Origin of the sequence: Thioalkalivibrio thiocyanodenitrificans ARhD 1 (genome assembly GCF_000378965.1) — a bacterium.
Classification (GTDB): Bacteria; Pseudomonadota; Gammaproteobacteria; order Ectothiorhodospirales; family Ectothiorhodospiraceae; genus Thioalkalivibrio_A; species Thioalkalivibrio_A thiocyanodenitrificans.
In genome coordinates this window covers 2802733-2827819 of record NZ_KB900536.1, presented here as the reverse complement: position 1 = coordinate 2827819, position 25087 = coordinate 2802733, and the positions used below count along the sequence as shown (strand labels likewise).

Here is a 25087-nt window from a genome sequence, read left to right as displayed (position 1 = left end):
GCATGACCTGGCTCCATTTCTTTGGGGGGGCTTCGCGCGCATGGCAGCAGCAGGTCGAGGAAAGCCGGATTCGCCTGTTCCGGCTGGCGCTGTCATGGTGCGGAGACGAGATGCTCGCAGATGACCTCGCGCAGGAAGCGCTGGCCAGGGCTTTGCGCAAGCAGCATCAGTTGCGGGAAGCGGATCGCCTGGACGCATGGCTGTTCGCCATCCTGCACAACTGCTGGCGCGAGCACCTGCGCAGACTCAAGCCCCAGGTGCCGCTGGATGAGGTGCTGTTTGTCTGCGATCGCTGCCCCGAGCACGAACAGGCACAGGATCAGATCGTGGCACAGGTGCGTCAGGCCGTCGCCGCACTGCCCATGGGGCAGCGCGAGGTCGTCACCCTGGTGGACCTGGAAGGGCTCAGTTACGCGGAGGTGGCCGAGGTGCTGGCCATCCCCATCGGCACGGTCATGAGCCGGCTGAGCCGGGCAAGAAGGGCGCTCAAGGCGGCACTCGAGCCGATTCGACCACAAGCCGATACCGCGAGCCGCCGGATTCTCTGGAGAGTGAAGTGATGGACAAGACCCGCGACGAGGACGAACACGGCCTCAACGCACTGGTGGACGGCGAACTGGACACGGATCCGCGCCGTGAGATCCTCATCCGCATCCGCGAGGATGCGGCGCTGCGCGACGCCGCGTGCCGGCTGCACCACGTCAAGACGCTGGTGCATCACGCCTATGCGGGCGCCCGCCCTCCGCAACGCAACAATGCGCGGCCCACGGGCCGGGCGCGGTTGTCGGCCATGGCCGCCGCGGCCGTGCTGCTGGGCGTCGGTTTCGCCGCCGGCCTGATGTTCCCTGCGGCAACGGAACGGCTTGCGGCACCGGAAGCGGTGGTGGCATCCGCCCAGCCCGCGGATGCCATCGAGCAGGAAGGCGTACGGATCAATCCGTCACACACCCGGCACAACAAGTTCGTCCTGCACATCAGCCAGGGCGGCGCGCAGCGTTTTTCCGAGGTCATCGACCGGGCCGAGCGGCTGCTCAGTTCCTACCCGGGACCGGGGCTCGAGATCGAGGTCGTGGCCAACTCCGCGGGCCTCGGCCTGTTCCGGGAGGAAGTCTCGACCCAGGTGGAACGCATCCGCCAGCTGTCGGAACAGTACGACAACATCCATTTCATCGCCTGCCAGAACACCATGGAGGTATTGGCACGGCAGGGTGTGCGCACCCGCCTGCTCACCGGCACCCGCACCACCCAGTCCGCCGTGGATCACATCATCGAACGCCTGCAGGACGGCTGGGTCTACGTGCGCGCTTAGGAACCCGTCCTGAACCTTCGGCCAGGCGCAAACCCTTCAGCCACAGAGGTCACAGAGGTCACAGAGGGCACAGAGGAAGTTCGCAACGCGTTTTGGGCAGGATTCGCACTTGCCGCATTGGATCTTCTCTGTGCCCTCTGTGTCCTCTGTGGCAATAACAAGCCTTCCAACGCCCAGCCTCGGGCTTCGTTTCAGCACCGGCAGGTGGTATCCCGCGTAGTGGCGCCGTCAGGCGCCCTGGTCCCTGACAGACTCGAACTCGCTTTTGTTGATGGATCTTTCGTAGGCCTCGGCGCCGGTGATGGTACCCGCCTCCAACAGGCGCCTCAGGGCCCCGTCCATGGTCTGCATGCCCACCAGCGCGCCGCTTTGCATGGTGCTCTCCAACTGATCCGAACGGCCCTCCCGGATCAGGTTGGAGACGGCCGGGGTATTGACCAGGATCTCGATGGCGGCCACCCGGCCACGGCGGTCGGCGCGGCGCGCGAGCTGCTGTGAAACCACGCCGCGCAGTGACGTGGACAACATGGTGCGAATCTGGCCCTGTTTCTGGGACGGGAAGGTATTGATGATGCGATCCACGGTGGACGCCGCACCGCTGGTGTGCAGGGTCCCCAGCACCAGAATGCCCGTTTCGGCGGCGGTGACCGCCAGGCTGATCGTTTCCAGATCCCGCATTTCACCCACCAGGATCACGTCCGGATCCTCTCGAAGCGCCGAACGCAGGGCACTGGCGAAACTCGGCGTATGCAGTCCCACCTGGCGCTGACTGACCAGCGAACGTTTGCGCTCGTGCAGGAACTCGATGGGGTCCTCGATGGTGATGATATGGCCCTTGCGCCGGGCGTTGATGTCGTCCACCACGGCGGCCAGGGTCGTGGACTTTCCTGAACCGGTCTTGCCGGTGACCAGCAGCAGGCCATGACGCTGCATGCTGAGGCTCGACACGACCGGAGGCAGACCCAGTTCGTCCATGTTCATGGAACGCGAGGGGATGGCCCGAAACACCGCCCCCAGGCCGTTGATCTGCCGGAACACGTTCACGCGGAACCGCGACAGCCCCTGGATCTCGTAGGCGAAATCCACGCCATCCTCCCGCTCGAAGACCTGGCGCGCATGCTCGGGCATCACCTCCGCCAGGCTGTCGGAAACGGCCTCGGCGCTCATGGAATCTTCTTCCAGCCGCTTGAGATCCCCGTAGACCCGGATGCGCGGCGGATCCCCGGCGATCATGTGCAGGTCCGAGCCGTCCATCTCCACCATACGGGCCAGCAATGCATCGACGCGCTTCATCGCCTACCCCCCCGCCAGGTTGATCTTGGGCAACAGGGAGGCATCGGTCACGAATCGCTGGAACATCTTCTTGTCATTGGCGTGCAGGTAGGCATCGTCCGGATCGATGAGTTTCCTTTCCAGGGCCTCCATGAGCGCCTGATCCAGGAGCTGCATGCCCCGTTCCCGGCCGGTCTGCATCTGTGAAGGGATCTGGTGGATCTTGTCCGTCATGATCATCTTGGCAATGGCGCGGGTAATGAGCAGCGTCTCCACGACGGCACGCCGTCCCCTTCCGTCGGCGCTTTTCACCAGCGACTGTGTGAGCACACCGTGCAGGTTCTGGGACAGAAACGTCTTGCCCTGTTCGCGCAATTCCAGGGGTATGGCGTCCAGGATGCGATCGATGGTCTTCACCGCGGACGTGGTGTGCAGGGTCCCGAGCACCAGATGCCCCGTTTCGGCCGCGATCATGGCCATGGTGATGGATTCGGCGTCGCGCAGCTCACCCACCAGAATCACGTCCGGATCCTCGCGCAGGGCGGCGCGCAGCCCATTGGCGTAACTGGTCACGTGGGTGCCCACCTCACGCTGAATCACCTGTGCCTGCTTGCTCTCATGGACGAACTCGATGGGATCCTCGAGGCTCAGGATGTTCACGGACCGGGTGGCATTGATGTGATCGATGATGGCCGCCAGGGTGGTGGACTTTCCCGTACCCGTGGATCCCGTGATCAGCACCATTCCCTGGTGATGCCCGATCAGTTCCCGGACCACCTCCGGCAACCCCAGTTCATCCAGGGAAGGCACTGAAGCCGGCACATGACGAAACGTGGCGCCAACCCCCGTGGCCTTGCGGAACAGGTTGACCCGAAACCGTCCCACTTCCTCGGCCACGTAGGAGAAGTCCAGATCCTCGCCGCTGTCGAATCGCTGTCGCTGGGAAGGCGTCAGGATCTCCAGCACGTAACCCTCCAGCTCCCGCTCCCCGAGATCGCGGAACTTGATGGGCATCAGTTCGCCGTTCATACGCAGCATGGGCGGCACCCCGACCGCCAGGTGCAGGTCGGAGCACCCCTGTTCGCGGCCCAGCTTCAGGAATGCGTTGATCCGCGCCATCAGTCGAGAAAGCCCGTCAGTGCCCGACGGACCTCATCCATGCTTTGATAACGATCGTCGGGGGACAACGCCATCAACCGCGCCACCACCGCACCCAGGGTCCGGGGCACGTCCGGGTTGATCTCGTTCACCGGCCTGGCATTGCCCTGCACATGCTGATACATGATCGCCATCTGGTCCTCACCGGTGTACGGGAGCGTGCCCGCAAGCATTTCGTACATCAATACGCCAAGGGCGTAGATGTCGGCGCGCGCATCCACGGGCTTGCCCAGCACCTGCTCGGGCGCCATGTACTTGGGGGTGCCGATCAGCACGCCCGTACGCGTGAGTTGCTGATCGCCGGCGGCACGGGCGGCGGCCACGCCGAAGTCCACGATCTTCACCAGTCCGCGGTTGTTGATCAGCACGTTACCCGGCTTGAGGTCGCGATGCACCACGCCGGTCTCATGGGCAGCGGCCATCCCGCTGGCAATGTCGCGCGCATAACGGATGGCTGTCTGCAGTGCCAGCGGTTCGCTCCCCTCCAGGTACGCGGCCAGGGTCCGGGATGGAAAGTACTCCATGGAAATGGCCAGAAGGCCCTGGATATTGAGGAAATCATAGATACGGATGACGTTCTCATGGGTGATCTTTCGCGACAGGCGCATCTCCTGAACGAAGCGGCGGATCATTTCCTCGTCGGCGGCCATCTGCGCATGCAGGATCTTGAGGATCACCGTTTCCGCGATGATCACGTCCTCCACAAGGAGCACCGTGCCAAAGGCGCCCCGACCGACCCGCCGCACGTAGCGGTAGCGGTCTCCCAGCATGTCGCCTGTTGACAGCGCGGCCACATCCAGGACGGGACCGCCTGCCGGCAAGGCCTGGCGCACGCCGGAATCACTCGGGGACTGCAGCATGGAAAGCGCCATGGCTTCATCCGCGGATTCCTGTTTGCCGGATCCCAGCGAAGCCGCCGTGGAATACTTGGCCCTCAGGCGATCGCACACCTCCTCGGCGGCCTCCCGGATCTCGGGGGCGGCCTTCGCCGTGTACCGCAGGATGGCGTCACCGATCTTGCCGGCGTTTTCGGACCCGGCCAGTGCGCCCAGGGTATGCAATGCTTCCATCTGCACGGGCACGTCCGATTTCCTGAGCTGTTCAAGCACCGCGTGAATGACTCGTTCATCGCCCAGCTTGGCCAGTGCACGCAACACCGTCGGCGCCGCTTTCTGGTCGCGCTTGAGCATCCGTACCAGGGCAGGTACGGCAGCCTTGTTGCCGATATTGGCCAAGGCGTCCACGGCCCGTTCCCGCACCCACCAGTCGGAGTCCTCCAGAGCATCGATGAGATGGCTCAGGGATTGCTCGTCCCGTGTGGAGTTGAGGATCTCGATGGCGGAGCGGCGGATGAATTCGTCCTCATCCCTGATCAGGTCGACCACAGCCTTGACCACCCGCGGCCCGCCGATCCTGGCCAACGCATCCGCGGAACGGGCACGCACCCACCAGTCCGCGTCCTTGACCGACTCCAGCAGTTCCTTGATGGCCCCGGAGGTGCCGATACTGTTGAGCACCTCCACCGCGGCGCGGCGCACGTGCTCGGACTCGTCATGCAGCAGAGGGACGAGGTGGGTCATGGTATCGGGTGCATCCAGACGCACGATCGCGTCGACGGCCTGCTCCTGAACCAGCAGATCCCGGTCACGCAACATGCCACACAGAGTACGCGCGTCCATCGACTCCTGGGACGAGAGCCCGGCGAGGGCCGCCTGGCGCACCCCCTTGTCCGGATCCTTGAGCAGGCCCTCGAGGGTCTCGCGCACCTCCGGCGTCCTGAACCGGGAGAGGATCCGCACAATATGCCGGCGCACCACAGGATCCTTGCCCGAGATCCGGCTGAGCAATTCCGGGATCACCGACTCGTCGGCCACTTCGCCGATCAACCGGAACAGCGCATTGCGCTCTGTGGCTTCCAATGAGTACGTCTGGCGCAGCAGGACGGGCAGGTCCAGGCGTTCCTTGTGCGCTTCGAGGACCTCCATCAGCGCTGCCCTGGCGACTTGCGGATGACCCAGCAGATCCACCAGCCGGTTGGGGTCAAAGGTGGCACGGCTGACCATGATCTGCGAGACCCGGCTCGCCAGCAGATGGTTGGCGTCCGTGAGCGCTTCGCTGAACAGGGGCAGGGTCCGGTCGTCCAGGAGCTGCCCCAGGAGATCACTGATGCGGGCAGACTCCTCGCGGCCCGATCGCCCCAGCGCCTGGATCAGCTTGCGGATACCGGTATCGCCCAGGCGCTTCAGCCTGGACACCAACTGTTTGTGCTCTTCGCCGCTGCCTGCACGCGCACCGGGGTCGAGCAGGCGCGCAATGAGGCGGTCGGCCTTGAAATCACGCAGCAGACTCACGCGCTTCCTCCACCAATACCGCAGCACTCGCAGACCAGCAACACTTCCGGACTCCGGGACCTGTCAATGGGCATGGACTCAACGATCCAGCGGCGTGACCCGGACGATATAAGCCTTGTTGACCAGCGCCACCAGATTGTCCTCCATGAACAATCGCACAAAGCGGTCCTCGAAGATGTTCACGTAGTCGAACAACCGGGCATGCTCGGGCACCAGCAACTCCCGGATCACGCCCTCCAGGGTGGATCCGTCCATCAGGTGCAGCCGGCTGCGTAACGACACACAACCCGACGGCGGTGACTCATCGGTTTCCGCGGTGTACTCCAGACGGACCACCGCGTTCTTGTTGTAGAAGCGAATATCATCGCCGCCGCGGCCGCGGAGCACGAAAAATGGCTCCGGCCCGTTCATGGCCTCCACCGGCTGCTCCGGGCCATCGTGACGATCACTCTGGCAATGCAGGAAGATGCCGCCCACCACCGGCCCCTCCGGGTGGATCCAGATCTTTACATCCTTGAGTTTCTTGGGGATTTTTAATGCATTGTTGTCCATATTCACTCCCGGCACACGAGCGGTCGGCGCCTGCACGACGAACGCCGATCATGGGGCCAATAATTATCAGTATCACCCATCTGGCGGCCGGATTCCCATCATTACCGCCCAGATTCCGACACTTATCCCGCTTGACATGAACGTAAATAATAAATGATAATCGTTCGTGTTTCGGTTACCATCCGGAACATCCAGTCCATCATCCGCCATGAACCCTTGATCGAGTGTTGCACAAGCCATGAGAACCCATCGAATCATCACAACTGTCCTGCTGATGTCGCTCTCGCTGCTGCCCGGGATCCTGCCGGCCCAGGGTGAGGTGAACGTCTACTCCGCCCGCCAGGAAGCGCTGATCAAACCGCTCACGGATCAATTCACGGAAGAGACCGGCATCCGCGTCAATATCGTCAGCGCCCGGGCGGACGCCCTGCTGCAACGGCTGCGCAGCGAAGGCCGCAATACGCCCGCCGATGTCCTGATCACCGTGGATGCGGGCAACCTGCACAACGCCCGTGAGGCCGGGGTCCTGCAGCCGGTGCGCTCCGGGATACTGGAGGCTGCCATCCCCGCAAGCTACCGCGACCCCGACGGTTACTGGTACGGCCTCTCCATGCGCGCCCGCCCCATCCTGTACGTCAAGGACAGGGTCGACCCGCAGGAGCTGAGCACCTATGAGGATCTGGCCGATCCGAAATGGCGCGGCCGGATCTGCGTGCGCTCATCGAGCAACGTGTACAACCAGTCCATGACCGCATCCATGATCATCGCCCACGGCGAGGAAGCCGCCGAGGACTGGGCCCGGGGGCTGACCGCCAACATGGCCCGGCCTCCCCAGGGCGGCGATCGTGACCAGATCCGGGCCGCCGCCGCGGGACAATGCGACATCGCGATCGCAAATACGTATTATCTCGGACAAATGCACGAGGGAGATGAAAACGACCGCAGGGCAGCCGAAGCCATCGGCGTATTCTGGCCCAACCAGGACAACCGGGGTGTACACGTGAACGTCAGCGGGGCAGGCATCACGGCCCATGCACGCAACCGGGACAACGCCGTCCGGCTCCTGGAGTTCATGGCCGGAGACCATGCGCAGCAATGGTACGCCCGGGCCAATCAGGAATACCCGATCAAGCCGGGTGTCCAGTGGAGCGACACCCTGGCCGGTTTCGGCGAGTTCGAAGCCGACGGGGTCAACCTGGGCCTCCTTGGCGCCTACAACGCAGCGGCCGTGCGCCTGATGGACCGCGCCGGCTGGCGCTAGCGGGATGCCTGCCGGGTCGGCGCCGGTCACTTTCCGCGCCGACCCGGCATTCATACGATGGGTAACCGGGGGAGGCGGCGCCTCCCTTTGCCGTTTCTGCAGCAACCGCCCGGAGAAACCTTGATCGTCCGGCCGCAGACCCGGGTGACCGGGGCCGTCGAGAGAGCATTGTGTCCGCACAACCGGAAAACCTGATCGCGGGTCCGCCCCCGGAGGAACCCGCCGCGCCCGCACGAACCCGGCCCGGGCAGCGCCGCCTGGATCTCTGGACCGTTGTCACGCTGACGGTGGCGGTGATCCTCGCGCTGCCCGTGCTGGTGGTGTTCGCGCACGTGTTCATTCCCGCCACCGAGGTCTGGCTGCACTTGCGTGAGACCGTGCTGGCCGACTATGTGGTCAACTCCCTGATCCTGATGCTGGGCGTCGGCGTGGGCGTGCTGCTGCTCGGCGTACCCGCGGCCTGGCTGGTCAGCCTGTGCGACTTTCCGGGGCGAAGGGCATTCGAGTGGGCGCTGCTGCTGCCGCTGGCCGTGCCGGCATACATCATCGCCTATACCTACACCGGCCTGCTGGACTTTGCCGGACCGGTGCAGACCCAGATCCGCGCCTGGACGGGCTGGGGCTGGGGCGACTACTGGTTCCCGCAGATACGATCCCTGCCCGGGGCCATCGCCATGCTCTCCCTGGTGCTTTATCCGTACGTGTACCTGCTCAGTCGTGCCGCCTTCCTGGAGCAGTCGGTGTGCGTGCTGGAGGTCTCGCGCACCCTGGGGGTGGGGCCCTGGGGCGGGTTCCGCCGGGTGGCCCTGCCGCTCGCGCGACCGGCGGTGATTACCGGCCTGTCGCTGGCGCTGATGGAGACATTGGCGGACTACGGCACCGTCGAGTACTTCGGGATCCCGACATTCACCACGGGCATCTTCCGCACCTGGTTCGGACTGGGCGACCCTGCCGCCGCGGCCCAGCTCGCAGGCGTGATGATGACCTTCGTCCTGGTGCTGATTGTGCTGGAACGCTATTCAAGGCGCCGGGCACGCTTTCATCACACCAGCAGCCGGTACTCCCGGCTGCCCCGTTACCGCCTGAACGGCTGGCGCCGCGCCGGCGCGGTGCTGGTGTGCGTACTGCCCGTCGCTCTCGGCTTTGTCATCCCGGCGCTGCAACTGGGCCTGTGGGCAATGGACACCACCGATGTGTGGATGCACCCCGAGTTCCTGCGCCTCGTCTGGAACAGTATCTCGCTTGCGGGGATCGCGGCCGTCCTGGCCGTGGTCCTGGCCCTGGTGATGGCCTACGGAAAACGCCTGCGCCCGTCGCTTCCGGTCAACGCCGCCGTGCGCGTGGCCGGCATGGGCTACGCCATTCCCGGCACGGTGATTGCGGTGGGCGTCATCCTGCCCTTCGCCTGGATCGACAACACCGTGGACGGCTTCATGCGCGAGCACTTCAACGTCTCCACCGGACTGATCCTCTCGGGCTCCCTGGTCGCGGTGATCTTCGCGTATTGCGTGCGTTTCCTGGCCGTATCCCTGCAGACCGTCGAGGCGGCGCTGACCAAGATCAAGCCATCCATGGACGACGCCGCCCGCTCCCTGGGCATGGGCCCGGCCATGGTCCTGCGCCGCATCCACATGCCCATCATGCGGGGCAGCCTGCTCACCGCACTGCTGCTGGTGTTCGTCGATGTCTTGAAAGAGCTGCCGGCGACCCTGATACTTCGGCCCTTCAATTTCAACACCCTGGCGGTGCGCGCCTTCGAGCTTGCCTCCGACGAACGGCTGGCGGATTCCGCGAGCGCCGCCCTGGCCATCGTTCTGGCGGGCATCATTCCCGTGATCCTGCTGAGCCGGACCATCAGCCGATCGAGACCCGGACATGACACGCCTGCTTGAACTCCAGGACGTAAGCGTGGCCTACGGTGACACCACGGTGGTGCACGAGGTCAGTCTCGCCCTCAACACCGGCGTGATCGGCTGCCTGCTCGGGCCCAGCGGGTGCGGCAAGACCACCCTGCTGCGTGCCACCGCCGGTTTCGAGCCGGTGACCAGGGGACGGATCCTGCTCGATGGTGGCGAGGTAAGCCGGGCGGGATGGACTCTTCCGCCGGAACGCCGCCAAGTGGGCATGGTGTTTCAGGATTTCGCCCTGTTCCCGCACCTGAGTGTGGCCGAGAATATCGGCTTCGGCATCCGCCACCTGCCCGCCCGTGCTCGCCAGGCGCGCGTGGCCGAACTGCTGGCGCTGGTGGGTCTGCCCAGCTATGGCGACAGCTACCCTCACGCCCTGTCCGGCGGACAGCAGCAGCGCACCGCGGTGGCCCGGGCCATGGCGCCGCGCCCGCGCCTGCTGCTGCTGGACGAGCCGTTCTCAAGCATGGATGTGGAACTGCGCGAGGAACTGGCCCGCGAAGTGCGCCGCATCCTCAAGCAGGAACAGATCACCGCGATCCTGGTCACCCACGACCAGATGGAGGCCTTTGCCATGGCCGATCGCATCGGCGTGATGAACTCGGGCCGCATCCTTCAATGGGATACCGCCTACAACCTCTACCACCGCCCCGCCGAGCGCTTCGTGGCCGACTTCATCGGCCAGGGCAAGCTGCTGCCGGGTACCGTGCTCAACGAGCACCAGGTGGAGACGGAGATCGGCGTGATCACGGGGCTGGTACCCGAGGGCTGCGGCGAGGGAGACCCGGTGGATGTGCTGGTGCGCCCCGACGACATCCGCCCCGACGACGCCAGTGACATCAGCGGCGAGGTCCTGGACAAGGCATTCCGCGGCGCGAGCTTCCTCTACACCCTTCGCCTCGCCAGCGGCGGCAAGGTGCTCTGCTTCGCCCCCAGTCACGACAACTTTGCGGTGGGCGAGCGCATCGGCCTGAAGCTCTCCTTCAATCACCTGGTGATTTTTCCCCGCTGAGGCGGGGGGAAGGAAAATTCAAGATTCAAAGTTCAAAGTTCAAAGTTCAAGGAGGCAATCCAGGGATGCCGCCGTTTCGCCCCATGTTTGAACCTTGAACTTTGAACTTTGAATCTTGAACCTTGAACCTTGAATATTCCCTCACACCCCCGCGCAGCTCCTGCGGCGCCCACACACCCTTGCATTTCCATTCGAGGTTGTTAGAATTTCGCGCGCGTCCGGCGGTGTCCGGCCGCACATCTGAGGCAACAGAGGTTCAACCAATCGATGGACAGTTGCAGTTGCAATCGTACACACGCGAAGGCCGTCAGCGGCCTGAGCCGGGTGTGCCGCAGCGTCCGTCGGGACAGTAACCCCGCCCGGGTCATCTGACCGTCCCAGGGTCCCGTCCCCGACGCGCCGCGACACACTGAATGGCACGTACGGGGGGATCCGATCTCCCGGAATCACATCGGAATCCGTGGCCGACAGGTCATGGAGACATATCCGTATTCCGGTTCAGTCCCATCCCGAACCCTGCGCGAACCGCATGTCCTCGCGACACGGATGGTTCACGGAGTCCCGCTGACTGCTTGTGAAAGATGCGCGCCCGCCGGCGCGTGCAATGATCGACGGTGACACCGGCGTCATCGAACCAGGAGGAGCAGTCCCATGACCACACTGATGAACAAGGCCCTGGAAAGCATCCGGCACAGCAGCCCCGAGGAACTGTGGCGGCGGGTGGACACCGCCGTCGACACGGAAGTCGCCACCGTCAGCAGCGCCATGCGCGAGGGCGCCTTCGGGACCGCGCGCCTGCGTTTCCTGCGGCTTGCCGAACATTCCCAGATCCGGGTTCTCGAGCGTATCGAGGTCAAAGATGCCGTGCGCCTGGCCGGCGGGCTGCCGACCTATACCGTGGCCCGCCTCTACGAGCGCCTGCCCCGCAGGCTGGGCAAAACCATCGTACAGGCCCTGCCCGAAGCCAAGCGCAACGGCGTCGTGGTCATCCTCAAGCACCGCCGCCGAGTCTGACAGGAAAGGCCCTCACCCCATCCGGGCGCAACGGGCCCGGGACCGTGCGGTCCCGGGGCGGCCGGCACGCACGCGGACAGCCCAGCCATGTGGCACGACGGATGCCGCATAATCAGGCACGGGACCGACCCGCAGGCTCGGCACGGCATCCATCCACGCAGCACCGGGGGAAAAATGGTCAGACACAAACGCGCCTGCTGCCTTGCCACAACAGTTCTGGCCTGCCTGGCGGCACTGACTCCCGGCCCGGCCCTGGCCCACGGGCACTACGAAGTGGACGACGCGGAACTGATCGACCCGCGCAGTTGCGAGGCCGAGATCTGGTATACCCGCTTCGACGACGGCGATCATGCCACGTTTCTCTCTCCCACCTGCCGCCGGGACGGCAACTTCCAGCTCACCGGCACCGTCGGCTTCCTGCGCGGATCGGGCGAGGGTGGTGAACTCTACGGAATCGAAGGCAAGACCATGCTTGTCGATCCCGACAGCCGGGGCTACGGCCTGGGCCTGGTGGCGGGCGCCGAGTACCTGACTGCCGACAGCCGCTGGGAAACGGTGTTCGCCTATGTGCCTTTCAGCATGACGCTGATCCCGGATCGCGCCGTGTTCCACGCCAACCTGGGCGTGGAACGGGACCGGGGCGAGGACGATGCCACGGCGCTCACCTGGGGCGTGGCCACGGAGGCCACCCTCGCCGGTCCCCTGGGTCTGGTGGCTGAGGTCTTCGGCGACGACCGCAGCGGCTCACACCCGGTGATGCAGATCGGCCCCCGCCTTTTCCTGATCGAGGACCGGCTGTCTCTCGACCTCACCTATACGCGGGAACTGGGCGGCGACAACGAGGAGGCGTACACCATCAGCGCGAGCCTTCTGGTCGTGAACTTCTGAGCTCAGGGTTGCGGCAGGCTGAAGGCGCGCACGGGCACCCTCTTTCTGCCGGCATGCCGGAGGCGGCACGCATCCCTCCAGTGCGGTGACGGATGCATTGAACTCCGGCAGGCGCCCCCGCAGGGTTGAACCCGGACGCGCAGCATGGGACAAACAACTACGCATCCCTAGAACCGCCATCACACAATCGCTTTCGGAAAGACAACTGAGTGCCCACAATCAGCCCCCCCGCGACCCAGACATCCGCCGGAGTACGTCATGGCCTGACGGTGCTGCTGGCCGCATTGCTGGCGGTCTCCCTCGGCACGGTGCGGGCCCAGTCACCGGAGATCACCATTGCCGGGGCGGGCGAGGAGGCACGGGAGAACATCAGCGCTCATCTGAGCATCGCCCGCGAGGACTGCGCGCTGCCCGAATGGCGCGAGCGGCCGCTGCTGCGCCGGGCGGAGCAGGAGGCCCGCGAGGCGCTGCGCGCCCTGGGATACTACCGGCCGGAAGTGACGCTGGATTTTCTCCGCACCGAGGACTGCTGGCGCCTGACCCTGGATGTGGCGCAGGGCGATCCCGTGACGGTGCGGCATGTGGACATCACCCTGGACGGAGAGGCCGCCGGGGACGAGGCATTTCAGGCGCTGATCCAGGATTCCCCGATCAGGGAGGGGGACCGGCTGCGCCATGACCGCTACGAGCAGCTGCGCAGCGCCCTCACCCGCCTGGCCGCCGACCGCGGTTACCTGGACAACCGGATCATTACGCGGGAACTGCGCGTCCACGCCGAGCAGGGGTACGCGGACATCGTCATCCACATGGACAGCGGGAACCGTTACCGCTTCGGCACCGTCACGCTGGACCAGGACATTCTCGATCCCGGCTATATCGGGAAGTTTCTGCCCTTTCAGGAAGGGGACCCCTACGACAGCCGGGTACTCATCGACCTGCAGCAGCGTCTGGTGGACGGCGGCTACTACGCGGAGGTGCGCGTACGCACCGACACCGAGGCCCGCGCGGACGGCCACGTGCCGATCCGGGTGACCCTGACCCCTCGCAAGAAGTTCGCCTACATGGCGGGTATCGGCGCCTCGACCGATATCGGGCCGCGGCTGCGGCTGGGCTTCGAGCATCGCTATGCCAACCGGGCCGGTCATCGCTACAGCACGGAGATGGAGCTTTCCCCGGTCCGCTCCGGCGTGGGCTTCAACTACGAGATCCCCCTGGACGATCCCTCGCGGGAACGGATCAACCTGATGGCCCGCTACCAGACGGAGGATACGGACACGGTACGCTCGGATCTCTACGGTATCGGCGTCAGCCACACCCGCCAGCATGATTCCGGCTGGATCGAGACCCGCTCGCTCACCTACGAGCGGGAGGACTTTACCGTGGCCGATGTCACCGACCGCACCGACCTGCTCATGCCCGGGCTCTCCTTCACCCGGGTGCGCGCCGACCATCCGGTGAGCCCGACGCGCGGATGGCGGCTCTACGGCAGTGTTCGGGGCGCCTCCGAGGACGTGGTGTCTTCGGTGAGCTTTCTCCAGGTCCACGGCCGGGCGAAGCTGATCATTCCCCTGGGTCCGGGGCGCTTGCTCACCCGCGCCGAAGGCGGCGCCACCGAGGCCAACCTGCTCACCGACCTGCCCTCCTCGGTGCGTTTCTTTGCCGGCGGCGATAACAGCGTACGGGGCTACGGCTACCAGCGGCTCGGGCCCACCAACGAGGACGGCAACGTGATCGGCGGGCGCCACCTGTTCACCGCCAGTGCGGAATACGAGATTCCCATCGTGGGCCGCTGGCGCGCGGCCGCCTTCCTGGATTGGGGCAACGCCTACGACAGCATCGACGACTTCGACCCGCGGACCGGCGTGGGGGTGGGCGTGCGCTGGATCTCGCCCATCGGCCCCATTCGCGTGGACATTGCCCATCCCGTCGACGGCGATGACCGCTTTCGCCTGCACCTGACCATGGGGGCCGACCTGTGATCCGCCGGCTCATCTTCGGCGCGCTGATCGCCTTCATCGCGCTGGCCACCCTGCTGACCGTCCTGCTGGGCACCGAGCCCGGCACCCGCTGGCTGATCAAGACCGGGGCGGGTTTCGCCCCGGGCACCCTGGAGATCGGGCGCGTGGAGGGCACACTCCTAAGGGGGCTGCGACTGGCGCGGATCAGCTTCCAGGATGACACCGTCACCGCGCACCTGGCGCTGCTGGACGTACGCGTCAACACGGCCGCCCTGTTCGCCGGGCAACTGGCCGTGACCCGGCTCAACGCCGACGGCCTCGATCTGCATGTCAGACCCGACCCGGAGCCGGCCCCGCCGGAGCCCTTCCGTCTGCCGGAATCCGTCCTCCTGCCGCTGGCGATCGATCTGTCGCCCGCGCGCTTCTCGGACCTGACGATCACCCTCGGGGATGCACCGCCGGTGCAGATCCATGAGATCCGGCTGGCCGCCAGCATCGACCGGGCAGCGGCGCACATCGGCACGCTGGTGGTCGACGCGCCGGATTTCGGCCTCGATCTCACGGCCCGCACGGCCCTCGCCATGCCCTATGCGGTAAACGCGGAACTCCGGTGGCGCGTACGCCTGCCCGAACCGGTCGCCGAGGGGCTGGACGCCCGCGAGGCGAATGGCCGGGTGGTCCTGGACGGCACGCTGGAACGGCTCGGCATCCGCCACCAGGTGGAGGCGCCCGTGCGAATCACGGGCGAAGGGAACCTGCGCGACCTGCCCGGGACACCTGCCTGGGACCTCCTGCACCGCTGGGAGGCCCTCACATGGTGGCAGCCGGGGTACGGCGCAGTGGAGCTCGCCGCGGGCGAACTGCACAGCGAAGGCACGCCGGCGGAATTCACCGTGACCCTGGACACCGGCATCACCCTGCCGGACCTGCCTCCTCAGCGCATTCGGCTCAGCGGCCGGGGCGATACCGAGGCCTTCTCCGAACTGGCCCTGGAGGTCGACGGTGACACCGGCCGACTGGCCCTGGAAGGTGCTGCCGGATGGCTGCCGCACCCCGTCTGGGACATCACACTGCAGGGACGGGACCTTGACCCGGGCGCGGTGAACGCTGCATTTCCGGGCCGGATCAACCTGGATGCGCGTGTGGCGGGCCGCCTGGACGCAGCGGGCACCCCCGATGTCCACGTGGATGAACTCGACCTGACGGGCACCCTCCTGGACCAGACCCTGCAGGTCACTGGAAACGCGCGGATCAGTGGCACGGACATCACCACCCCGGGCCTCGTCCTGAGGGTCAACGGCGGCACCCTCGACGTGGTGGGGCGGGCCGGCTGGCAACCGCAACCTCACTGGGATCTGCACCTTCGGGGCGAGGACCTGGACCCGGGCCCCTGGGCGCCCGATTGGCCCGGCCGGCTGGCACTGGCCCTGGAAAGCCGCGGCCGCCTGGAACCCGATCATGCCGTGCACGGCGAACTGCGCCTTGAGCGTCTCGAGGGGCGCGTCGCCGATCATGCGATCCACGTCCGCGGCGATGCGGCACTGCTGGGCCACGGGCTGTCCACGCCGGACCTCCAGGTCACCGTGGACGAGGCGCGGCTCAGGATCGCCGGCGAAGCCGGCTGGGCGCCGACCCCCCGCTGGGACCTGCGGGTGGAAGCGCACAACCTGGATCCCGGCCTGATCAGGCCGGAACTGGCCGGACGCCTGGGCATGCGCGGGCAAAGCGAGGGGCGGCTGGACCCCGAGTACGGCATCGACGCCCGCATTGAACTGGAGCATCTGGAAGGTACATTGCAGGACTTCCCGGTCTCGGCCCAGGGCAGTGCCCGGCTGGAGGAGGGGCGCCGGATCACCACGCCGGGATTCGAGGTACGTCTCGGCGAGAACCGCCTGAACCTGAGGGGATTCGCGCAACGCGACGCCGCCGATCTCCACTACCGCGTGGATGCCCCCGCGCTGGATGCCCTGTGGCCCGGCCTGCGGGGCATCCTCCATGGCGACGGCCGTCTGGCCGGCGACTGGCGCCAACCGGATCTTGACCTGCGGCTGGAGGGCGCCGGCCTGGGATACGAAGGCTGGTCGCTGGACAGCCTCGCCCTGGAGGCGGGGGGCACACTGCAGCCGGACACGCCGATGAACCTGACCCTTGATGCGGCCGGACTCACCCTGGACGGGCAGGTGATCGCCCGGACAACGCGGCTTGAGGCCCGGGGTCATGCAGAGGCGCACCACCTCAGTCTCGACGTGCGCACGGACGAGGGTGATCTGGGGCTGCTGCTGGAGGGGCGCGTGACCGACACCCCGGGCTGGTCGGCCAGCATCGCCTCTCTGGACCTGACCGGCACCCCGCTGGGTGACTGGCGGCTCGCCGCGCCCGCCCGTCTGGATGCCGACCCACGGCAGGGCCGACTTGCGCCCCTGTGTCTGACCAGGGATGCGGCGCGCTTGTGCCTTGAGGGCGACCATGCCGCCGAGGGGCTCTCCGCCCTGCTTGATCTCTCGGACCTGCCGCTGGAATGGCTGGCCCCGTGGCTGCCGGAGAACGTGGCGGTGGACGGCAGCCTGTCGGCGGAAGCGCGGCTGCGCCACGATGACGCGGGCCTGACCGCGGAATCCCGCGCCGGGATCGACCAGGGTGAACTCCATGTGCTCGGCCTCGACGGAGAACGCCAGACCCTGCCGTTTCGCGAAGTCTCCCTGGAGGCCGGGCTGGACCGGGGGATAATGGACGCCCGCGCCGCCCTGTCCTTTCTGGAACGGGGCCGCGCCGACGCCGCGCTGCGGCTCACGCCCGAGGGGGATACCCACAGGTTGTCCGGCCGCGCCCGGGCGGATCTGCAGGAGCTGCGCTGGCTGGAAGTGGCGGTGCCGCAGATCCGGGACCCGGAAGGACGGCTGCGTGCCGACCTGGCCCTTTCGGGGACTCTGGCGGCACCGGACTTTCGGGGCGAGCTGCGGCTCACGGAGGCACACGCGCGGATACCGGAGCTGGGCCTGGAGTTGACGGAGCTGCATCTGCGGGCGGCCGCCGAGGGGCTGGACCGGCTCACCCTGGACGGCGGGGTGCGCTCAGGCCCGGGTGAACTGGAACTGGCCGGCGAGGCGGGGGTGACCCCGGAAGGCACACCCTGGGCCGAGATGCGCCTCCAGGGCGAGCGCTTCGAGGCGTTGCGCCGCCCGGAAGCGCAGGTGCTGATCTCACCGGAGCTGAACATGGAACTGGCGGCCAGAAACGTGCACATCACCGGCCGGCTCACCGTTCCCGAGGCACACATCGAATTACGTGAACTGCCACCCCAGGCGGTCTCCGTCTCCCGTGACGAGGTGATCGTGGATGCGCAGGACGTCGAGCCGCCCTGGCACGTGCGTACCTCCGTGACGGTGACGCTGGGCGAGCAGGTGCACCTGAGCGGTTTCGGACTCACCGGCCGGCTGGCCGGGGAGGTGGCGGTGGAGGACAGCCCCGCGCGCCCCGCGCGGGTGGAGGGGGAGATCCGCATCGAGGACGGCCGTTACCGCGCCTACGGCCAGAACCTGACCGTGGAGCGGGGGGTGCTGGTCTTTCAGGGTCCGGCCGACAATCCGGGCCTGGACATCCGCGCCGTGCGGCGGGTACCGGCCTACGACGTAAGCGCCGGGCTGGCCATTGGCGGCACGCTTCAGGACCCCCGCTCGCGGGTATTCTCCACGCCTGCCATGGAAGACAGCGAGGCCATGTCCTATCTGCTCACCGGGCGGCCCCTGTCCGGGGCCTCCGAGGCGGACGCCAACGTGCTGGCCGCCGCCATCACCGCGTTCGGCGTGGAACAGGGGGGCATGCTCACCGCCCGGATCGGGCACGCGGTGGGGCTGGACGAGTTCACCCTGGATGCCGAGGGCGACGTGGACCAGAGCGCGCTGATGATGGGCAAGCACCTCTCCTCGCGCCTCTACCTGCGCTACACCGTGGGGCTGTTCGAGCGGGCATCCAGCCTGATGCTGCGCTACAGCCTGAGCCGCACGCTGAGCCTGGAAACCAGAACCAGCGACGAGGCCCAGAGTATGGACCTGATCTACCGCCTGGAGCGCTGAATCCGCGATCCGCGGGGGGCAGGCATGGCCCGCCCTGTGCTGGTGAACCCCGTTCACGGACGGTCCATGGCAATGACCGTGATGCACATAAAACGGTAGACTCGGCACATGAGCACACTCACCTTTCTCGGTGCCGTCGGTGAAGTCACCGGCTCGCGCTACCTCATCGAAACCGGTGACGCCAACCTGCTGCTTGAATGCGGCCTGCACCAGGGCGGGGCGCAGGCGGACAGGGCCAACCGGGCCTCGCTGGCGAAACTTGCCCGCCAGGTGGACGCGGTGATCCTCTCTCACGGCCACCTGGACCACTCCGGGCTGGTGCCGAAGCTGGTGCGCGACGGCTACCGCGGACCGGTGTACTGCACCCCCGGCACCCGGGACCTCCTGCAGATCATGTGGAAGGACGCCGCCTTCGTCATGGGCAAGGACGTGGAGTGGGAGAACAAGTGGCGACGCCGGGCGGACAAGCGTCTGCTGGAGCCCCTCTACGAAGAGGAGGACGTGGAGGCCGCGCTGGAATACTGCGAGCCGCTGCCCTACCACCGGATCGAGACACTGCCCGGACAGGCAAAGCTCCAGTTCCACGACGCCGGACATATCCTGGGCTCCGCCATCGTGGAACTGACGGTACCCTCCGGAGGACGCGAACGGCGGCTGGTGTTCTCCGGCGACCTGGGCAACCGGGACTCCGTGCTCATGCACGACCCCGCCCGGCTGGAACACGCGGACGTGGTACTCTTGGAAAGCACCTACGGGGACCGCGATCACCGCCCCATGGCGGAAACCATCGAGGAACTGGCCGGGATCCTGGAACAGGCGTACGCGGACGGCGGCAATGTGCTGATCCCCGCGTTCGCGGTGGGCCGTACCCAGGAGCTCCTCTATCACCTGAGCACGCTGCATCACCAGGGGCGCCTGCACCACCAGAAGATCTTCCTGGACAGCCCCATGGCGATCCAGGTCACTGAACTCTACGCACGGCACCGGGCGGCCCTGAACTCCGAGGATCTCTCCCGCCTGGACAAGGCGGCCAACGGCCGGCTGGCCGACTACCTGCCGCCCCTGCAGTTCTCGCGCAGCGTGGAGGATTCCATGGCCATCAACCGCATCCAGGGGGGCGCCATCATCATCGCCGGCGCCGGCATGTGCAACGGCGGCCGTATCCGTCATCACCTGAAATACAACCTCTGGCATCAGAACACCCACGTGATCATCGTCGGCTTTCAGGCAGCCGGGACCCTGGGGCGGCGGCTGGTGGACGGCGCGGACAAGGTGAAGCTGCTGGGCTCCGAGGTGGCCGTCAAGGCCGAGATCCACACCCTGGGCGGATTCTCCGCCCATGCCGGACAGACCCAGCTCCTGGCCTGGGCGGCGGGCTTCCGGGACCGACCCGCCTTTCACCTGGTGCACGGGGAACCGGAGGCACAGCAGGCGCTGGCCGGGGCGCTTAAGCAGCGACACGACATCGAGGCAAATATCCCGGGACCGGGTGACCGCATCGAACTGTGATCGCGTCAGGTGACAGACCGCAGGCGATCGAATTGTCCCCAGCCGATGCGCCCCCGATCACTGGACGCCCCGAACACCCATGACCGAGCTGCCCCCCATCGCCCTCACCACCGTCATCGCGGGTTTCCTGGGGGGGCTGGGCCTGTTCCTCCTGGGCATGACGCTGATGACCGACGGCCTGAAACTGGCCGGCGGAAAGGCACTGGAGCACATCCTCGGGATCTGGACCCGCACCCGCACCCGCGCACTGACCTCGGGCATGGCGGTCACGGCCCTGGTGCAGTCCTCCAGCGCCGTGACGGTGGCGACCATCGGGTTCGCCAACGCCGGCCTGCTCACCCTGGGGCAGGCGGTCTGGGTCATCTTCGGCTCCAACGTGGGCACCACCATGACCGGCTGGCTGGTGGCGCTGGTCGGTCTCGACTTCCGGATCGAGGCCCTCGCCCTGCCTGCCATCGGGGTGGGCGCGCTCATGTACCTCTTCTTCCGGGGCACGCGCCTGAAACACCTGGGTCTCGCGCTGGCCGGATTCGGTCTCCTGTTCCTGGGGATCGACGTGCTCAAGAATGCGTTCGAGGGTTTCGCCCACACGATGGACATGGGCGCACTGGTGCGGCCGGGCATACAGGGCGCCGCGATCATGGTGTTACTCGGCGCACTGCTTACGGTGCTGATGCAGAGTTCGTCGGCTTCCATGGCCATGGCGCTCACGGCCGCCATGAGCGGCGCCTTGCCCCTCGAGTCGGCGGCGGCCGCGGTGATCGGCGCGAACCTGGGCACCACGGTCAAGGCCCTGCTGATGGTCATCGGCGCTACTGCCAACGCCAGGCGGGTGGCCGTCGCCCACGTGATCTTCAATGGCCTGACCGCGCTGGTGGCCCTGTTGATCCTGCCCTGGTTCCTGGGCTTCATCGGATGGCTGTGGGGCAGCACCGGTGAGGCACCCGCGCCGGCGATGCTGCTGGCCCTGTTTCACACCGGCTTCAACCTGCTGGGCGTGGCGCTGATGATCCCCGTGGCCCCGGTCATGGTCCGCTGGCTGCAGGGTCGTTTCGGGTCCGCCGAGGAGGACGCCGCCCGGCCCCGGTACCTGGATGCCGGCAGCGCGGGCGTGCCCGATCTGGGCCTGCGTGCGCTGATTCTCGAGATCGACCGCCTGGGCGACATGACGCACCGCATGGCCCGTGAAGCACTGTCAGAGCGGGCACCCGCCGCCGAATCCCTGGCGGCACAGCAGCGGGTGGTGGAACGCCTCGTGGAGGCCATCGGCGATTTTGCTGCCCGCGTCTCCCGGGGGCACCTGCCCGACAAGACCGCCGACGGTGTCACGGAGGCGTTACGCGTGGCCCGCTATCACCGCGACGTGGCGACGCTTGCCCACGACATTGCCGCCCTGCGCAGGCTGCGGGAACGCCACGCCCTGCCCGATATCGCCGAGCAGCGCCGCCAGTGGCAGGCGCTGGCCATCCGTGCCCTGGATCTGGCCCGGCTGGAGCCGGATGACCCGCGCCGGGAAACCGTGGCGGAGGCGGTGGCCCGGGTGGAGAGCGAGTATGCCCGCCTGAAGCAGGCGCTGCTCCGGGAAGGCACCTCCGGTGCCCTCCCCATTCCCGAGATGGAACGCCAGTTGCGCATCATCAGCATGGCACGGCGCCTGGTGACCCAGGCGGACAAGGCGCGGCATCACGGCGACCACCTGGCGGGACGTACCGGCAAGGACGGGGAACCCCGGGAGACCGCATGACCCCAATCATAGGCGGCTGCCTATAGACCCGATTGGAAAAAAGTCTTAGACGGACGAGATACAGGCTCTATCCTTTACATTATAACGTCTCGTTGTGATGGGGGAGTCTGATAATGAGCCTGATGCCTTCAACGTCCGCCAGTGCGATGCCCGCAATCGAAGTGGGGTCGCCGGCACCCGGGGTCCGTGAAGTCTGGGACGACGCCGAGGCCAGGTTCTACATGGAGGGGATCTCCCGTTCCGATTACGCCCGTGCCGTGGGCGGGCGCCTCCGCGAGCTGCTCGGCTCCCAGGACGAGTTGCTCGACGTCGGTGCCGGAGCGGGCACACTCGGTCTGCCGCTGCTGGCACCGGGCGCCCGCTGGACGGCCGTGGAACCGAACGCCTTTCTGGCCGGGCATCTCAGAAGCCGTTCTTCCCGCTGGCCCTGCCGGCTGAACGTGGTCGAATCCACGTGGCAGGCGCTGGGCCCCGGGGCTATCCCGGTGCATGGTGCCAGCGTCGCCGCCAACACCTGCGGTCCTCTGGATGATCCCGAGGGTTTCTGGTGGTGGATGCGGGCCCGTACCGAGCGCGTCATGGCGTGGGTGGTGCCCGCGCAGGAGGGTCCTCACGGCATCTGTCTCTCGGGTTTCCTGCCGCCGGATCTGCATGGCGAAGATATGGAGCCTCCGGCCCGCAAGGTGCTGGCCAGGCTGGGGGATCCCCTCCGGCCCGATCACGTGGAGATGGTGGACTGGACGTTTCGCTACCGCTTTGCCGATGCCGAATGCGCCAACCGGTATTTCAACCGGCGTTTCAACCCGGCCGGGGATCCTGCCCGCACCCGCGCCCTGTCAGCGCATCTTGAGGAGAACCTGGTGCCCGTCCTCGACGGTCAGTTGGCCAGCGCGCCCAAACGAAGCGCTTGCCTGATCTGGTTCCTGGAGGGAGACAAGCCGTGAAGTGCCGAAGCCTGCCGCAAAATCTTTGCCTGCTGAATCTCGCACTGATCAGCCCCTGGGCGCTTGCGCAGCCGGATCCCGGCGTCCTGCAGCTCGAAGAGATCGTCGTCACGGCCACCGGCCGGGGGGAGCCGCTGGAGCAGGTCGCCGCCACGGTGCAGGTCATCCCGGAGGAACGGATCCGGAACTCCTCTGCCCGGTCACTGACCGACCTGCTGGCGGAGAATGCCGTCGGGTTCTTCAGTGAATGGACCCCCGGCCAGACCTCTCTGAACATGCGCGGGGGCGCCACCGATGGACAGGGCCGGGACTTCCGCGGCCAGACCCTCGTGCTGCTCAACGGCCGCCGCGCCGGCACCTCCAATCTCTCCAAGCTCAGTCTCAACGACGTGGCCCGTATCGAGATCGTGCGCGGCCCGGCCTCGGTCGCCTACGGCAGTCAGGCCATGGGGGGCGTCATCAACATCATCACCCGCAACGGCCTGCTGGCATCCGGCCGGAGCGCCACCCTGACGACGGGATCCTGGTCGCTGATCCAGGGTCATGTGCATGCGGCGGAGAGCGGTGAGGACACCGACTATTACCTGGGCCTGGGCGCGGGCAGCCGCAGCGATTACGATGCGGGGAAAGGCAGCGAGGAGCCCATGCGCAACACGTCGTGGAGCAGGCGCGGCGCCCTTGGCGCCTGGGGCTGGAACCTGGACGACCGTCAGCGGCTTGACGTGACCCTTCGCAGCGACGGCGTGTACGACGCCGGATTCCCCGGTTCCTCCTGGACGCTCACGAACCGCGATGACCGCTACAACCAATCCCTCGACGTCATCTATGACGGCGTGTCCACGGATGATCGTCTCGCCTGGAACGCCCATGGCTACATCGTGCGCGACGTGGATGAGTTCAACTGGGCCAACCAGCGTCTGAACTGGGCCACGTTCCACAATGAACGCATCCTCGACATCTTCGGCGTGCGGCTGCTGGGCGAATGGGCGGCACAGCCGGCAACCGACGCACGCGTGGGGCTGGACCTGGAGTACAGCGAGCTTCGCAACGATCGCCTGGTGCTCAGCGGCGACGGCACCATGGTCGGCGGGGCCGTGGCCGCGCCGTACGACAATGACCAGGATGAACGCGCCGCCGGCCTCTGGGGCGAAGTGGTGCACCGCGCCCTGGCGGACCGCCTGACCCTGCGCGCCGGGGGCCGCTATACCGATGGCGAGACCACCGTCAGGCCGACCGTGGGTCGTGAGGATCTGCTCAAGCGCACCGAGAACTACGACGAGTTCACATACAGTCTCGGTGCCGCCTACAGGCTGACCGACCGCGTCAAGCTGCGCGGCGGGTTTGCCACCGGTTTCCGTGCCCCCATGGCCACGGAGCTGGCGGCGGATTTCGCCACCCTGGCCGGCGGGCAGATCGTCGGCAACCCGGACCTGGACAGCGAATCCAGCCGCCAGATGGAACTGGGGCTGTCCGTATCACGGGACTGGATCTTCACCGATGTGGCGGTGTTCGACAGCAGGATCTCCGACCGCATCATCACCGGCCCGGCAGTCGATGGCGTGCGCATGTACATCAATAATCCCGACGACATCGAGCTTCGGGGACTGGACCTCCAGATCGAGTTCGACGCGGCGAGGTTTGTCGACACCGATCTGCGCTGGCGCGTATTCGGCAATAGCACCTATCATTTCCATATGCGCGACCGCGGCGCTCCGGACAGCGCCAACACGGACCGCCCGCAGCGCATCTACAAGTACCAGGCGTCCGTCGGAACCGTCCTCGGCAGCGGCCCCTGGGATGCGCGTCTCACCGGCATACTGCGCGGCCCCATCTGGTACAACACCGAGGAGCGGCTGCTGATCCCCGAGGGGCAACCGGATGCAAACTTCGTTCACGAGAAATCGCCCTTCTGGGTCTGGAACGTGCGAGGCAGCTATCAGATGAGCCGGAATCTTCAGGTGTTCGCGGGGATCAACAACCTGTTCGACAAGAACGAACACCCCCTGTTCATCGCGCTCAACAAGACCCCCTACATCTCGGACCCGGCATTCTCCAACGGAGGCCGCGGCAACAGCATGCCCGGACGAGAGTGGTACGCGGGCATGAAAGTCGATTTCTGAGAACTTGATGTGTCG

General features: G+C 66.6%; 17 protein-coding genes. 13 read left to right on the top strand and 4 right to left on the bottom strand.

The window, feature by feature from the left end:
* Positions 1 to 2: 2 nt before the first annotated feature.
* Both THITHI_RS0113345 and THITHI_RS0113340 read left to right on the top strand, forming a co-directional pair.
* Positions 3 to 560 (top strand): RNA polymerase sigma factor, encoded by a 558-nt coding sequence (locus THITHI_RS0113345; RefSeq protein ID WP_018233612.1) that lies wholly within the window; start codon positions 3 to 5, stop codon positions 558 to 560.
* Complete coding sequence (locus THITHI_RS0113340; RefSeq protein ID WP_018233611.1) at positions 560 to 1309, top strand: DsrE family protein; 750 nt, start codon at positions 560 to 562, stop codon at positions 1307 to 1309. Before THITHI_RS0113345 ends, THITHI_RS0113340 begins: the two co-directional genes overlap by 1 nt.
* A gap of 228 nt (positions 1310 to 1537) precedes the next feature.
* On the opposite strand, the gene THITHI_RS0113335 is transcribed toward THITHI_RS0113340, so the two are convergent.
* The 4 genes from THITHI_RS0113335 to THITHI_RS0113320 form a co-directional block, all read right to left on the bottom strand.
* Entirely contained in the window at positions 1538 to 2602 is a 1065-nt protein-coding gene (locus tag THITHI_RS0113335; RefSeq protein WP_018233610.1) for a type IV pilus twitching motility protein PilT, read from the bottom strand.
* Between the two features lie 3 nt (positions 2603 to 2605).
* On the bottom strand, positions 2606 to 3700 hold the full coding sequence (locus THITHI_RS0113330) for a type IV pilus twitching motility protein PilT (RefSeq protein ID WP_018233609.1): 1095 nt from the start codon (positions 3698 to 3700) through the stop codon (positions 2606 to 2608).
* The gene (locus THITHI_RS0113325) at positions 3700 to 6090 is read right to left on the bottom strand and encodes a HEAT repeat domain-containing protein (RefSeq protein WP_018233608.1); all 2391 of its coding nucleotides are present in this window, start codon (positions 6088 to 6090) and stop codon (positions 3700 to 3702) included. Before THITHI_RS0113325 ends, THITHI_RS0113330 begins: the two co-directional genes overlap by 1 nt.
* Before the next feature lie 78 nt (positions 6091 to 6168).
* A complete protein-coding gene (locus tag THITHI_RS0113320; protein ID WP_018233607.1) occupies positions 6169 to 6642 on the bottom strand; it encodes a hypothetical protein in 474 nt (157 codons plus the stop codon).
* A gap of 238 nt (positions 6643 to 6880) precedes the next feature.
* On the opposite strand from THITHI_RS0113320, the gene THITHI_RS0113315 reads away from it, so the two are divergent.
* The 11 genes from THITHI_RS0113315 to THITHI_RS0113265 all read left to right on the top strand — a co-directional run bounded on the left by THITHI_RS0113315 (position 6881) and on the right by THITHI_RS0113265 (position 25072).
* Positions 6881 to 7903: a Fe(3+) ABC transporter substrate-binding protein gene (locus tag THITHI_RS0113315; RefSeq protein WP_033336951.1), complete on the top strand. Its 1023-nt coding sequence runs from the start codon at positions 6881 to 6883 to the stop codon at positions 7901 to 7903.
* Between the two features lie 170 nt (positions 7904 to 8073).
* Entirely contained in the window at positions 8074 to 9795 is a 1722-nt protein-coding gene (locus THITHI_RS0113310) for an ABC transporter permease (protein WP_018233605.1), read from the top strand.
* Positions 9779 to 10822 carry an ABC transporter ATP-binding protein gene (locus THITHI_RS0113305; protein ID WP_018233604.1) on the top strand — a complete coding sequence of 348 codons (1044 nt, stop codon included), beginning with the start codon at positions 9779 to 9781 and terminating at the stop codon, positions 10820 to 10822. The genes THITHI_RS0113310 and THITHI_RS0113305 overlap by 17 nt, the downstream gene beginning before the upstream one ends.
* 651 nt (positions 10823 to 11473) lie before the next feature.
* Positions 11474 to 11836 (top strand): magnesium and cobalt transport protein CorA, encoded by a 363-nt coding sequence (locus THITHI_RS0113300; protein WP_018233603.1) that lies wholly within the window; start codon positions 11474 to 11476, stop codon positions 11834 to 11836.
* A gap of 174 nt (positions 11837 to 12010) precedes the next feature.
* Positions 12011 to 12724 carry a hypothetical protein gene (locus THITHI_RS0113295; RefSeq protein WP_018233602.1) on the top strand — a complete coding sequence of 238 codons (714 nt, stop codon included), beginning with the start codon at positions 12011 to 12013 and terminating at the stop codon, positions 12722 to 12724.
* Between the two features lie 209 nt (positions 12725 to 12933).
* Positions 12934 to 14703: an autotransporter assembly complex protein TamA gene (locus THITHI_RS0113290; protein WP_232199425.1), complete on the top strand. Its 1770-nt coding sequence runs from the start codon at positions 12934 to 12936 to the stop codon at positions 14701 to 14703.
* Positions 14700 to 18755, top strand: coding sequence for a translocation/assembly module TamB domain-containing protein (locus tag THITHI_RS0113285; RefSeq protein ID WP_018233600.1), 4056 nt, complete (start codon positions 14700 to 14702; stop codon positions 18753 to 18755). Before THITHI_RS0113290 ends, THITHI_RS0113285 begins: the two co-directional genes overlap by 4 nt.
* 108 nt (positions 18756 to 18863) lie before the next feature.
* On the top strand, positions 18864 to 20264 hold the full coding sequence (locus THITHI_RS0113280) for an MBL fold metallo-hydrolase RNA specificity domain-containing protein (protein WP_018233599.1): 1401 nt from the start codon (positions 18864 to 18866) through the stop codon (positions 20262 to 20264).
* A gap of 79 nt (positions 20265 to 20343) precedes the next feature.
* Positions 20344 to 22008: a Na/Pi cotransporter family protein gene (locus tag THITHI_RS0113275; protein WP_018233598.1), complete on the top strand. Its 1665-nt coding sequence runs from the start codon at positions 20344 to 20346 to the stop codon at positions 22006 to 22008.
* 122 nt (positions 22009 to 22130) lie between these two features.
* The gene (locus THITHI_RS0113270) at positions 22131 to 22952 is read left to right on the top strand and encodes a class I SAM-dependent methyltransferase (RefSeq protein ID WP_198005610.1); all 822 of its coding nucleotides are present in this window, start codon (positions 22131 to 22133) and stop codon (positions 22950 to 22952) included.
* Positions 22949 to 25072, top strand: a complete 2124-nt coding sequence (locus THITHI_RS0113265) for a TonB-dependent receptor (protein ID WP_018233596.1) — start codon at positions 22949 to 22951, stop codon at positions 25070 to 25072. The genes THITHI_RS0113270 and THITHI_RS0113265 overlap by 4 nt, the downstream gene beginning before the upstream one ends.
* The last annotated feature ends 15 nt before the right edge of the window (positions 25073 to 25087 follow it).